The organism is uncultured Hymenobacter sp. (genome assembly GCF_964242765.1).
In the GTDB taxonomy this organism is placed as follows: domain Bacteria; phylum Bacteroidota; class Bacteroidia; order Cytophagales; family Hymenobacteraceae; genus Hymenobacter.
Genome location: NZ_CAXTBM010000015.1, coordinates 1 through 12,673, shown reverse-complemented (window position 1 = coordinate 12,673; position 12,673 = coordinate 1). Strand labels below are relative to the sequence as shown.

Below are 12,673 nucleotides of genomic sequence, written 5' to 3'. Positions count from 1 at the left end.
ACTATTTCGCTGTGGCTTCGGAAGGCATCAGGCTAGTATAGGTGCTGGCTTTACCGAATGATTCCTTGATTTCGTCGATGGCGGCGTGGCTGCTCAAACGCTTGGGTTTGGTGTTGAGGAAACTACCATCTTCGGCTAGCAAAAAGTAAGCTGGCACATCTTCCAACGCATACGCACGGGCTATTTGCGACCGAAGACCACCGTTTTGGTGTACCTGGATTCCAGCCAGCTTCTTGCCTACTACCAGTTGCTTCCAGGCGCCCTCGTTGTCATCAAGCGCAATGTTGATGAACACAATATTCTTGCCTTCAAACTTGCGAGCGAGTTCGGCGGCGTACGGCAAGTCGCGCAAACAGAGGCCGCTGGTCGTGCGCCAGAAGTTCAGATACACCAACTTGCCTCTAAAATCCTGAAGCCGCACGGTGTCGCCGTTCGCAGCTACCAGCTTGAAATTGGGAGCTGGGGAGCCAATAGCAAACGCCTTATGGGTTTCGAAATCGTGCTGAAGCACCGGGAAGTAGCGGTTGTTGGTGTCTATCGTCTTGAAGTCGGCCAGCATGGCGGCCGACTGCTTTACGTGCCCAAACCGGAACGACTCCTGTAATATGCGCCCCATGATGATGGGCCGCACAATACCGCTGAGTTGGGTTTTAGCCACATCGTAGCAGACTTGATAAAAATCGGGAAACGTGCGCTGCTTACCGCTTGCCGTGGCCGCATGGTGTACATAGTTCAGCAAGAATTCCTGATACGTCTCACTTCGCATAGCCGCCTCGCTGTTGATGAGGGTCTTATCGTTCAGGAAGTCGTAGTACGTAGGCGTCATCTTTAAGCGGCCTTCGGTGGCTACAATCTGCTCCCGCAAATCCTGAAAGGTGAGCCGGTCGTTGGCGTAGCTGTAATCTATTTCAGCTTGAGCGTACTTTTTGAAAGCCTCACTAAAATGGTTGTCCTCGGTGGCATGAGCTAGAAATTTCTTTTCCTGTTTGCGGCGATAATCGAGAAACGAAAGAAAACCTGCCTCATAAAGCATGATGTTTTCGGGAAGGACCTGAAACCCCTCGTTTTCCACGAATTGCTCGTCGATTTCGGTGAGGTAGGTGTTGGCTTCCGAGCCGCGGCCTTTATAGCGGACGGTGCTTGCCATGTCGCTGCCTTTAAAGCGGATGTCCATGGCGTCACCGGGTTCCAAGAAAAGGTCGGTTACGTCGTCACCGTGCACGAGGTCGGCGCGGGCCGGGCCATCAAGCTTGAGCGCCATCTGAAACTCGCCCTTATCGTTGATACGAGCGTAGGTGATTTGCTCTTTCGGATCTAAGGGATTTTCACGTACGGACACAGCTACGGTGTCCGAGGTGCGGCCTGTCACTTTGCCCGTAAGCGTAACAGTACCTTGCGCCTGAGTCCCAAAAGATAAGGCTATCAAGCCGGCAGCTAGGAGGCTCCCCTTTAAAAAGCGAATAGCATGTGACATGGAAGCAGGAGTTTCAAGCTCTTAACATGGTAATAATATCACGAACGTAGGCTAGAACAAAACTCGCGTTTGTTCTGTCTTCGCGGTATAAGTCAATTGGCGAATCGAAGATAAGGCATTTAGATTGTGAAAGTCCAATCCATTTCGCGCCTTTTTTTCGTTAAGCGAGCGTAAGAGCTTGTTTTTGCATTATTATCCAAACAAACCCTCCAATACTGCATCAAGCCGGCTTGCAGGTTGCACTCGGATCCCATAGCGGGATAGATCAAGGCCTCGGGCGTTAAATTGAGAAATGTACATTTCAGCGAATCCAAGCTTCTCTGCTTCACTCAACCGCTGATCTAATCTGCTCACTGCCCGGATTTCGCCACTTAGTCCTACCTCGGCGGCCAAGCATACTTCGCCCCGAATTGGCAGGTCATTTAAGCTGCTCACAACAGCGGCGCAAACTGCTAAATCGAGAGCCGGGTCGTCAAGCCGCAAGCCGCCGGCAATGTTCAGAAATACATCGTGCTGACCGAGGCGCAAACCGCTACGTTTTTCGAGTACGGCCAGCAGCATGTTCAGGCGCTTGGCATCGAAGCCCGTGGAGCTACGCTGGGGTGTACCGTAGGTGGCGGGCGTCACGAGGGCTTGCACCTCTACTAGCAGTGGCCGGTTGCCTTCGAGCGTAGCCCCGATGGCCATACCACTTAGGCTTTCAGTGCGCTGGCTAAGCAGGATTTCACTCGGGTTGCTAACCTGCCGCAAGCCAGTACCTTGCATCTCGTAAATGCCAAGTTCGGAGGTGGAGCCGAAGCGGTTTTTGATGGTACGCAGGATGCGGTAGCTCAGGTGCCGGTCGCCTTCGAACTGCAACACGGTGTCTACCATGTGCTCCAGGATTTTGGGGCCCGCAATGGAGCCGTCTTTGGTGATGTGACCGATAAGCAGCACGGGCACGCCGGTTTCTTTGGCATACTTCAGCAACTCCTGGGTGCATTCGCGCACCTGGCTTACCGAACCCGCGCCACTTTCCACTAGCCCCGAGTGCAGCGTCTGAATAGAATCGACGATAACCACGTTGGGCTGGAGCTGGTCGATTTGCTTGAAGATGTTCTGGGTGTTGGTTTCGGTGAGGATGTAGCAGCCAGGATGTTGTTCACCGAGCCGCTCGGCCCGCATTTTGATTTGCTGCTCGCTCTCCTCGCCCGATACATAAAGCACTTTGAGCTGGCGCAAGGTCATGGCAATCTGCAACATGAGCGTGCTTTTGCCGATGCCTGGCTCGCCGCCAATCAGCACCAAAGAGCCCGGTACCAGTCCGCCGCCGAGTACCCGGTCCAGCTCACCGTCTTGGGTGAGCATGCGGGGTTCTTCCTCGAACAGAATGTCGGAGATGACGCGGGGCTTGGCGGCTTTGCTGGTGCCGCCCACACTGGTACTAGCTTTCCAGGCGTTGGCGGCCGTGGGTTCTTCTTTCTGAATAACTTCTTCGACGTAGGTGTTCCATTCGCCACAACTAGGGCAGCGGCCAATCCATTTAGCTGATTGCGCACCGCAGTTTTGGCAGAAGTATAGGGTCTTAAGCTTGGCCATTCGTGGGGGTTGGGAGGAATAGCTATAATGCCGAGGTAGGCAGAAAAGTTTGGTTGGAAACAGGTTTTAGATAAAGCGGCGCCAAGCTTTTCCGAACCGTTGTCCAAGCTGCCTGTTAGAGTGGCTGTTTAATTGCTAGCGGGCACGGGTAACGCCGACTCTTACTTGCTGACAGCGCGCAGAGGTGGGAGGTAAAGTAATTCCTGGCTTCGTGCGTCTCTTATCAGCAGAGTGCCTTCACTTGCAGAAAGGTGGCTATACAGGTGAGCACCAGAACGTGTAACTTAACCCAACGGCTTAAGACGAAAGCAGTAGGAGGCTCCCGCTCACTGTTCTGACCAGCGCAAGAGTTCCTTTGACAGCAGAGATACTTTGGTACCTTCAGCAGGACAGATTACTACCATCTTACCAAAGATGCTTCAGCGTCGCCTGGCCTGATGGTTTCTTCCATCAACTACCTCCCTATCATGTCCTCTACACTTACTGTCGCCGACTTTTCCGTAATACCGCTGCTGGCCGATTTACCGTCCGAAACGCTGGAATGGCTGATTGCACACGGGGAACGGCGGGACTATGCGGCGGGCCAGAGCATTCAGCAGCCCGGCGACCCGGCTGAATACATGGTAGCGCTACTGGCGGGTGGCGTCCAGTTCTACGCGCTGCGCAACGGCAACCGAGAGCCAATTTTCCGGGTGGAGGCGGGCCAAATCAGTGGGGTGCTGCCTTACTCGCGGCTCCAGACTATCAAGGGGTTGAGCGTAGCAATGGGGCCAACCACTGTGTATGCCCTGCACCGCAACTTATTCCCGGAGCTAGAGCGGGTGAGTCCGGAACTGGTGCAGCGGCTGGTAGGCCTGATGAGCGACCGGGCCCGCAACGAAGCGCGGGGCCAGGAGCGCGACGAAAAGCTTCGGGCTCTGGGCAAGCTGTCAGCCGGCTTGGCGCACGAACTCAACAATCCGGCGGCCGCAATTGTGCGGGCGGCGGAGGCGTTGGCCAGTCGATTGCACGAGGCTCCTACGCAGTTCGGCGACTTACTGTGCCACTGCCCTGAGCCAGCGGCCCTGGCCACCCTTACTACGCTGGCTGCCACCTCGCCACCCGTTGGGCCACCACTCTCGGGGCTGGCCCGGGCCGACCGCGAAGACGAATTGATTGACTGGTTGGACACGCAAGAGGTAGTTGACTCCTATTCGCTGGCGGCGGGTCTGCTAGATGCAGGCTTGGTGCCGGCGCAGCTCGAAGCCGCCACCGCGGCCCTGCCCGCGCCCGCGCGCCCGGCCGCCCTTACCTGGCTCTCGACCCAGCTCACTATGCTGCGGCTTATTCAGGATGTGCAAGAATCGGGCGGGCGCATCAGTACGCTGGTTGGCAACGTGAAAACCTACTCCCACATGGACCGCGCCGGTGGCTTTGCCCCGCTCGATGTGCATGCAAGTCTGGAAAGCACGATCAACATGCTTAGCTACCAGCTGCGCGAGAAAAACATCAGTCTCGTGCGCGACTACGCCCCGAGTTTACCTTCTATCAGCGGGCAGGTGAGCAGCCTCAACCAAGTCTGGACCAACCTGCTCGACAACGCCATTGACGCCTTGCCCCCCGGTGGCGAAATTACGTTGCGCACGCGCTTCGAAGGCGAAAATATCCGGGTGTTCGTCATCGACAATGGCCCCGGTATTCCCCCTGATATTCTGCCGCGCATTCTGGACCCGTTCTTCACCACCAAACCCGCCGGCGAAGGCACCGGCCTCGGCCTCGATATTGCCTTGCGCATCGTGGAAAACCACAGGGGCAAGTTGGAGGTCCGCTCCGAGCCCAACCACACCGAGTTTTGTGTTTGGCTGCCGGTAGGACTACTAGAGTAACAGGTTGCAGCTACGCGCGGAAGTTGACTTGCGATGCGCAACCGTTTATCTTATAAGCAGATATTTCTTGACTTTATAGAGTTACTCGCCAACAGACAGCTACTTTGCCAGTCGTTTCCGGTGCTTTCACGCGTCTGGACTTATACACCTTCTTGAGCTATCTAAGCAATCAAATTGGTATTCAAGCAACCCGGTAAGGGTTTCACTCCTTACTCAGTTACTCATCGCTGTTACTCTTTCACATGAATAAGAAACCTATTATTCTGGCCGTCGATGATGATGCGCAGGTGCTGAATGCGGTTGACCGAGATTTGCGCAGCGAATTTCGGCGTGACTACCGTGTGCTGCGGGCTGGGTCGGGTCAGGAAGCCTTGGAAACGATGCGGGAGCTGCGGGCTCGGGAAGAGCCGCTTGCCCTGATCTTGGCCGACCAGCGCATGCCCGGCATGGAAGGTGTGGAGTTGCTATCGGAGGCGCGCACTATTTTCCCTGATGCTAAGCGGGTGTTGCTTACCGCTTACGCCGACACCGAAGCGGCTATCCGGGCCATCAACAATGCCCGCCTCGACCACTACCTGATGAAGCCCTGGGACCCGCCCCAGCAGCTCTTGTATCCCACTCTGCACGATTTGCTGGCTGCTTGGCAGCGCGAATACTCACCTAAGTACAGCGGATTGCGGCTCATTGGCTTTCAGTGGTCGCCGCTGTCACACGAAATCAAGGATTTTCTGAGCGGTTACATGGTCGGCTTTCAGTGGCTGGATTTCGAAAACAATCCCGAAGCGCAAGAACTGCTGACGGCCAAAGGCCTCACTGCCGCCGACCTGCCCTTGGTCATTTTCGAAGATGGAACCGTTATTCCTCACCCATCCAAAACCGACCTGGCGCAGCGCATGGGCCTTACGGTCACGGCCAAGCAGGAGCTGTACGATGTGGTGGTGATTGGAGCCGGTCCGTCGGGCTTGGCGGCAGCCGTTTATGGTGCTTCGGAAGGCCTTAGAACACTGATAGTCGAGCGGCAAACCTTTGGAGGACAGGCCGGTACTAGCTCGCGCATCGAAAATTACCTTGGTTTCCCAACGGGCCTGAGCGGCGCCGAACTGGCCCACCGCGCCTGGGCCCAGGCGGTGCGCCTCGGCGCCGAAATTCTGGCGCCCCAAGAAGTGGTTGACCTTTGCGTCCAAGATGGCTATAAAGTCCTGACCCTCACCGATGGCAGCAAGGTGCGCACCCGCGCCGTGGTGCTCACTACCGGCGTCAGCTACCGCACCCTCGACGTGCCGGGCATGGACCGCCTCAGTGGTGCGGGCGTGTACTACGGCGCCGCTCGCACCGAGGCCCGCTCCTGCGACCAGCAGGACGTTTACATTGTGGGGGGTGGCAACTCGGCGGGGCAGGCCGCCATGTACTTGGCAACCTATGCTCGCCGCGTGTTCATCGTCATTCGGGGGGTGTCGTTGGCGGCTTCTATGTCGGCTTACCTGATCGAGCAGATTGGCAACACGCCCAACATCGAAATTCTGCCCTTCACCGAAGTAGTGGAAGTGTGCGGCAAAGACCATCTCGAAGACGTGGTCCTGAAAATCAACGGAGAATTCGAGAAGCGGCCGGCGCGTGCTTTGTTTGTCTTTATCGGGGCGAAACCCAGCACTGAGTGGGTCCGCAGCACCATTATCTGCGACAACAAGGGCTTCGTGCTCACCGGCCGCGACCTAGTAACGGACCCGCGCTACGCCGCATCCTGGAAGCACAACCGGGAACCTTACCTGCTCGAAACCTGCGTCCCCGGCGTGTTCTCGGCCGGCGACAGCCGAGCCGGTGCCATGGCCCGCGTGGCATCCGCCGTGGGCGAAGGCTCCATGGCCATCAAGTTTGTGCACCAGTATCTGGATGAGTAAACAGAAGCCACAGTTCATAGCAAGTCGTGCTGTTAACTGTTGCCTCTAGCTTGGTGGCGCGTGAACGAGAGTGGACAGGACGCTCCAACACTCTCATTATTTCAAAAAGCAGAGGCTATAGCATAAGCCACGGCGAGCATCAATGGCAGCGTGGACGAAGCCACGGCCGCTGGGAAACGACGCAACGTGAATTATTCCTTGATTTAATTTACTTGGAAACGCGAAGAAAATAGTGGCTTGGTAATGCTCTGATTTTAGGCTTCCTGGTGACGTGCTACCGCGTTTTCGGTGGAAACTTGCCCGTAGAAACCTCTTCGTAAGCAGATGGAAACAGTTGAGTACCGAAAACACTAAAGCACCTCAGTAGGTATGTAAGCGGTGCCCTATAAGTTGTAGGGCGCTATTAGCTGATCTAGTGCCTCCATTATTATGTCTCTTTCTACTTCGTTCCGGCTGCGCGCTTCAAGTTGCGCGGCGGCGTTGACACTGCTTGGTGGCTGCGAGATTTTAGAATTCAGTCCCAACGCGTACAACGGGTCGAAAGACCAAACCAATCTAACGGCCAAGCACTTGGCGCGCCTCGCGGCCAACCCGCTGCCACCCGGCGACACGCTGCGCTTTGTGTTTTCGGGCGACTCGCAGCGCTTCTACGACCACGCCGAAAACCTGGTCAAGAGCGTGAATCAGCAGCAGGGACTGTCGTTGATGGTAATTGCGGGCGACATATCGGATTTCGGGCTGGCGCGGGAAATGCGCTGGATAGACGAGCGGCTGAGCAAGCTCAACATCCCGTACCTAACGGTCATCGGCAACCACGACCAAGTGGGCAACGGCCGGGAGGCTTACCAGCACATTTTTGGCCCCCTGAACTACTCGTTTGTATACGGCGACACCAAGTTCACCTTTATCGACACCAACAGCCGCGAATACAACTTCAATGGCAAGATTCCCGATGTGCCGTGGCTGCAGCAGCAAGTAAATAACCTGCAAGGCGCCAAACGGCAAGTGGTGATGTCGCACGTGCCGCCAGATGATGGCGACTTCGATTCGCGACTAACACCGGCTTATACCAACACGTTGGCTACGGCGCCCAAGCTGTTGTTTGAGTTGAATGGCCACCGGCACTCGTTTCGGATTGGTCAAACGTTCAATGACGGCGTGACTTACATCAACTCCGCTTCCTTCGAGCGAGACCAATACATTATTCTGACGGTTTGGAACGATGCCAACGACCAGCCGCAGTACCGCCTGAAAACCGTCCGCTTCTGATGCGCCAGTTCTTTACTCTGCTGCTGCTGAGTGCAGCAACGCCGGCGTTTTGCCAAGTTTCAACTACTGCGCCCGCCGCGTCGTTGGCTCCAGCTTTCGAGGCGCGACCTTGGTATCACCCCAGTCATGTGCAGGTGCAAACAGCCGGCGGCATGGGGTTGATAGCGGCGGGCGTGGGCTACACCACGCTGCGCGACCGGCTGGAGGCGGATGTTCTGGTGGGGTACGTGCCCGAAAAACACGCAGGCTCTACCCTTTCCATTGCCACTGTTAAGCTGCTGTACACGCCCTACACAGTGCCGCTGAGCGACAAGTTTGAGCTCCAGCCTCTCACCATCGGGATTTACGGAAGTTATACCCATAACACCATCAACGACGAAGTACGGGGGCAATACACCAAAGGCTACTACTGGTTTTCGACGGACACACGCATAGGACCCTTGCTCGGCGGCCGCCTTTCGTATCTGCGCCCCACGGCAATCCCCTCCGACCGCCAACGCCGTATTTCCGCTTACTACGAACTAGGCTCCAACGACTTGTATTTGGTTAGCATGTTCAGCAACGCCAACCGAAAATCGTTGAGTCCAGCGGATGTTCTCACGCTCGGGCTAGGCCTGAAGATGGATTTCTAGCCTTTGTTTCTCTGTCCTCAGTTACTGGAGTGTATGCTTTTTCCCATTCGGAAACCACTTTGCAGCTACTTGGCCTTATCGGCTGGCTTAGTTGTAGCACATGCCGCGCACGCCCAGCGGGATGTGCCGCCAGCAGGCAAGGCGCCCTTCTTTCTGACGCTGCAAATGGGCGGCGGGGCTGGCTTGGTGGTTATTGGGGGCGGCGTGCAGCTGATGCACCAGAAGCTGGAGCCGGAGTTGCTGCTGGGCCGGGTACCGGGCCGGCTTAGCGGGCAGCCACTCACCATTTTCACGTTCAAAACCACCTACCTCCCGGTCCGGCCAACCTTCGGCCAGCATTGGCGCGCCAGTGCCGGGGTGGGCGGCTACGTCAATTATACGGCCGGCGCCACCATGCGCGACAGTCGCGACACAAAAGTCTATCAGCGAGGCTACTACTGGTTTTCTACTAAGGTCCGCACCGGCATTTTCGTGGCCCCGCGCCTCACCTACGCCGGCAGCCCGACCCTTGTCCACCCGAGCCCGCCGCGGGTATCAGGCTACGCCGAATTCGGCACCAACGACTTGTACTTGCTGAGCCGCCTGCCCAACAAAGGCGCTCCATCGTTCACCGAACTGCTTACGCTAGGCTTCGGCTCGAAAGCCAGTTGGTAAGTGGCCGACGGACGGCGTGGTGAATTGCCACAACCTTCAACTCTGTAAGGCCCGGCCCACTGCTTTATTCCTGGGCAGTTCTGGCCAGATACTTCTCTCTGGCCTCGGATAGCAAACGCAAAATGGTAGCACGCTGCCGAAGCAAGTTTTCCATGAGGGGGCGCTGCTGACGAAAGAGGCGCAACGCCCGTATTCGACGCACCCGGCTAGCCAGTTGGTTCCAATATGAGAGGGCATAGAAGCCCGTTAGAGGCAAGCTCAGGCCGTAGAGTGTGGTCCAGCGCCAATCCTGCGTGAAGTGGTGGACCAAGGCAATCTGGATGATGTAGCCGATGCTGAATGTAAGCATGCCCACTACCATCATAATGGGCGCCACAAATTCCACTTCCTTGGTGGCACGCTTGGCCACCACCGACGGCAGCTTATACGGTAGGTAGTTGTTCACGGCGCCGTACAGATACACCGGCAACCCCAGCCCTAGCTTCAGCACCGCCCGCAACGCCCGCTCCCCCCGCGTCCTTCCCTTCCGCTCCGACTCCAGTGCGTCGTCGGTGAGGCCGAGGCGCTTTAGCTCGCTTAAGTAGGCACTCAGGTGGGCACGGGCTTCGGTAAGGCGGCCGGGGTCGTGCTGGTCGAAGTAGGTTACGGCTTGGAGCAGCGTGCGACTAAGCTGGAAGTTGTCGTAGAGCGTGCGGGGGTCGTCTTCGATGAGGTGGCCCGTGAAGGTGCGCTCTAGCTGCTGCACCAGTTCGTCCTCGGCCGCGTCGCGCGTGATGACGAGGCGCTGTTCTAAGTGGCGGCGGAAGTCTTCGGTGAGCTGGTCGGCGGCGGCTAGCGGGTCTTGGCGGTACGCTTCGGCGTAGTCGGCCACTCGGATGGGCGGGGCCACGTTGATGAACACATCGGAGCGGAAGTGCTGCGGATCGAAGTAATTGATACCCACCGGCAACAGCCGCAAACCCAGCTTAAAATCGTGCCGCGCCTCCGCGCCGAGCGCAATGCGGGCGGCTCCGGTTTTGAGGGGCCGCAGGCGCCGCTCACTGATGCTGGTGCCTTCAGGAAAAATCATGATGGTGCCGCCCTTGCCCAGGTAATCGTAGCACTTACCGAAGGTGGCCTCGTTCTGAGCCGCCATCTGCTCGTTCGTGACCGGGGCGCCATCGGTCTCCACATCCTGGCGGCGGTAGATCGGAATCGAATTGCCGGACGTAAGGATGGCCCGCGAAATGGGGTTCTTGAAGAAAGTGCTCTTGGCTAGAAACGCAATAGACTCGCGCCGGTTGGCTGCTACCACCAGCGGGTCCATGAGCGTGTTGGGGTGGTTGCTGACCATGAGCAGCGGCCCCGGCGTCTGTAGCCGGTCCCGGTGCCTAATCTCGAGCCGACGAAAAAACACGCGCAAGGCCACCTGCACCAGGGGCTTCATAACAGTATAGAAGAGCATAGGCAGCAAGTACGGCGGAACCTAGCAAACGGCCAAGTTGACGCGAGGTTGAGCTTCGGGTACAACAAGCTAAGCTGCTCAGCTAATGCAGCGCCATAAGCTGTAGCGCGAAGCGCTGCCTCGCGTATCGTTGTAGGATTTATTTACGTCGCAACGAGCATCGGGCTACGATACGCGAAGCAGCGCTTTGCGCTACTACCTCTGCACACCCCTTGAACGCTGTAGAGACGCCATGCTTGGCGTCTCGGCGTCGAACAGTTGACACCTCGCTCTAACTAAACAACCTCAGCAACGCGGAGACGCGAAGTGTTGCGTCTCTACATTGGTCGCCTATTCAGTTAACTGAATTTGGGGTGCTACTTCAAGGGCGGCAGGTTTTTTTTGAACACATCCTGCAAGGCTTGCCGGGCGGCGTGGTAGCCACACATACCGTGCACGCCGCCGCCGGGCGGCGTAGACGACGAGCATAAGTAGATGCCTTTGGCCGAAGTCCGGTAGGGAGATGCGCGCAGCGCGGGACGGGTAAACAACTGGGTTACATCAAGGATGCCGCCGTTGATGTCGCCGCCGATGTAGTTGCTGTTGTAGTCCTCCATTTGGACGGTATCGAAGGTATGCCGGGCCAGTATCTGCTCCCGAAAACCAGGGGCAAACCGCTCCACTTGCTTTTCGATAACCTCGGTCCGGTCCACCCAGGAGCCGTTGGGCACGTGACAGTAAGCCCAGGCGGTATGTTTGCCAGCCGGGGCCCGGGTTGGGTCGAACAGGCTTTGCTGCGCCAGCAGCACAAAGGGACGCTCGGGATGTCGACCGTCGCTGGTTTGCTGCTCTGATGCGGCAATTTCTTCATACGTACCACCCAAATGCACCGTACCCGCCTGCCGGCATTCCGGCGCCGTAAAGGGTATCGGCCCATCGAGCGCCCAGTCGATTTTGAAGACGCCCATGCCGTAGCGGTACCGCTCTAGCTGCCAGCGGTACAACGACGAAAACTTGTGTCCCGCAATCTGAAGTAGTTGCCGGGGCGTCACATCGAGCAGCACGGCGCGGGCAGAAGGCAATTGCTCGAGCGACTTCACGTAGAAGCCGGTTTCAATTGTACCGCCTAACGACTTGAAATACGCAGTCATGGCATCGGCAATGGCCTGCGAACCTCCTTGTGGCAGCGGCCACCCGCGCAAGTGGCCTACCGCCAGCAGCACCAGCCCGAACGCCGCCGTAGTGATGTTGCTCAGCGGCTGAATGGCATGCGCCGCCATACCGGCCCACAAACCCCGAGCCTCCGGCGTCCGGAAACGCCGCACCAGCATAGCCGCCGACTGCACGGCATCGAGACCAAACCGGGCCATAACTAGTGGATGCCGCGGTATCCGGAGCGGTCCTAGAATAGCAGGAGCCAGCTTCGGCCAGTCGCGCACCAAAGGTTCAAGCAGGTTCCGGTAAGTAGATTCGTCGATGCCTAGTTGCTGAGCCGTTTCAGAGAGGGAGGTAACCAACTTGGCCGCCCGCCCGGTATCAAACGGGTGAGCTGCGGCCACGGGTGGGTCGATTAACTTCAAGCCGTAGTCAGCCAGCGGCAAAGTTTTGAAGAAGGGCGACTCGGCCGCCAACGGATGAATAGCCGAGCAAATATCATGTTTGAAACCTGGCAGCGTAAGCTCCGCTGTGCGCATGCCACCCCCAATGGTGTCCTTGCCTTCTAAGAGCAGCACCGACAGTCCGGCTTGCTGCATGGTAATAGCCGCCGCCAACCCGTTTGGCCCGGAACCCACCACTACCGCATCAAAATCTCGCTTGTCCAATAGCTCGTTGGTAAAAGAACCCGTACCCGAATAGAAGTTTATTCGAAGGTATAGAAC

General features: G+C 57.3%; 9 protein-coding genes. 5 read left to right on the top strand and 4 right to left on the bottom strand.

Annotation, left to right across the window (positions count from 1 at the left end):
* Position 1: 1 nt before the first annotated feature.
* Together ACFE7X_RS08375 and radA are read right to left on the bottom strand one after the other, a co-directional pair.
* Positions 2-1,474, bottom strand: a complete 1,473-nt coding sequence (locus ACFE7X_RS08375) for a TlpA family protein disulfide reductase (protein ID WP_375435221.1) — start codon at positions 1,472-1,474, stop codon at positions 2-4.
* A gap of 192 nt (positions 1,475-1,666) precedes the next feature.
* Positions 1,667-3,052: a DNA repair protein RadA gene (gene radA, locus ACFE7X_RS08370; RefSeq protein ID WP_375435220.1), complete on the bottom strand. Its 1,386-nt coding sequence runs from the start codon at positions 3,050-3,052 to the stop codon at positions 1,667-1,669.
* Positions 3,053-3,519: 467 nt separating this feature from the next.
* Here radA and ACFE7X_RS08365 point away from each other — a divergent pair, with 467 nt between their 5' ends.
* The 5 genes from ACFE7X_RS08365 to ACFE7X_RS08345 all read left to right on the top strand — a co-directional run bounded on the left by ACFE7X_RS08365 (position 3,520) and on the right by ACFE7X_RS08345 (position 9,370).
* The gene (locus ACFE7X_RS08365) at positions 3,520-4,917 is read left to right on the top strand and encodes a sensor histidine kinase (protein WP_375435219.1); all 1,398 of its coding nucleotides are present in this window, start codon (positions 3,520-3,522) and stop codon (positions 4,915-4,917) included.
* Between the two features lie 242 nt (positions 4,918-5,159).
* Entirely contained in the window at positions 5,160-6,815 is a 1,656-nt protein-coding gene (locus ACFE7X_RS08360; protein WP_375435218.1) for an FAD-dependent oxidoreductase, read from the top strand.
* Between the two features lie 429 nt (positions 6,816-7,244).
* On the top strand, positions 7,245-8,084 hold the full coding sequence (locus ACFE7X_RS08355) for a metallophosphoesterase family protein (protein ID WP_375435217.1): 840 nt from the start codon (positions 7,245-7,247) through the stop codon (positions 8,082-8,084).
* Entirely contained in the window at positions 8,084-8,716 is a 633-nt protein-coding gene (locus ACFE7X_RS08350) for a hypothetical protein (RefSeq protein ID WP_375435216.1), read from the top strand. The genes ACFE7X_RS08355 and ACFE7X_RS08350 overlap by 1 nt, the downstream gene beginning before the upstream one ends.
* Positions 8,717-8,749: 33 nt before the next feature.
* Complete coding sequence (locus tag ACFE7X_RS08345; RefSeq protein WP_375435215.1) at positions 8,750-9,370, top strand: hypothetical protein; 621 nt, start codon at positions 8,750-8,752, stop codon at positions 9,368-9,370.
* 64 nt (positions 9,371-9,434) lie between these two features.
* On the opposite strand, the gene ACFE7X_RS08340 is transcribed toward ACFE7X_RS08345, so the two are convergent.
* Entirely contained in the window at positions 9,435-10,814 is a 1,380-nt protein-coding gene (locus ACFE7X_RS08340) for a lysophospholipid acyltransferase family protein (RefSeq protein ID WP_375435214.1), read from the bottom strand.
* A gap of 356 nt (positions 10,815-11,170) precedes the next feature.
* Positions 11,171-12,616, bottom strand: a complete 1,446-nt coding sequence (locus tag ACFE7X_RS08335) for a phytoene desaturase family protein (protein ID WP_375435306.1) — start codon at positions 12,614-12,616, stop codon at positions 11,171-11,173.
* Positions 12,617-12,673: the final 57 nt, after the last annotated feature.